Below are 294 nucleotides of genomic sequence, written 5' to 3'. Positions count from 1 at the left end.
CCGTCATGACGAAGATGTTCTCCTCTACCAGCGCCGCTGTAGCCGGCATCGCGTCGGGAATGCGAATGGGCATGCGTCCTCCTATTCCACGGCAGCCAGGGCCTGGTCGATGTCGGCGATGAGGTCGGCGGCATCTTCAATGCCGCAGGACAGGCGGATGAGGTCGGCGCTGATGCCGGCCGCTTCAAGCTCCGCGTCGTTCATCTGCCGGTGCGAGGCGTTGGCCGGGTGCAGCACGCAGGTGCGGGCGTCCGCCACATGGGTGGCAATTTGGGCCAGGCGCAGGTTCTTCAT

At 65.3% G+C, this 294-nt stretch carries 1 protein-coding gene; it reads right to left on the bottom strand.

The features are described 5' to 3' along the window. Positions 1 to 81: 81 nt before the first annotated feature. On the bottom strand, positions 82 to 294 hold a 213-nt coding region (locus NE591_RS14960), incomplete at its 5' end, for a PLP-dependent transferase (RefSeq protein WP_256157069.1).

Origin of the sequence: Adlercreutzia sp. DFI.6.23, from assembly GCF_024462535.1 — a bacterium.
GTDB lineage: Bacteria > Actinomycetota > Coriobacteriia > Coriobacteriales > Eggerthellaceae > Adlercreutzia > Adlercreutzia rubneri.
This window is presented reverse-complemented; position numbering and strand designations above follow the sequence as displayed.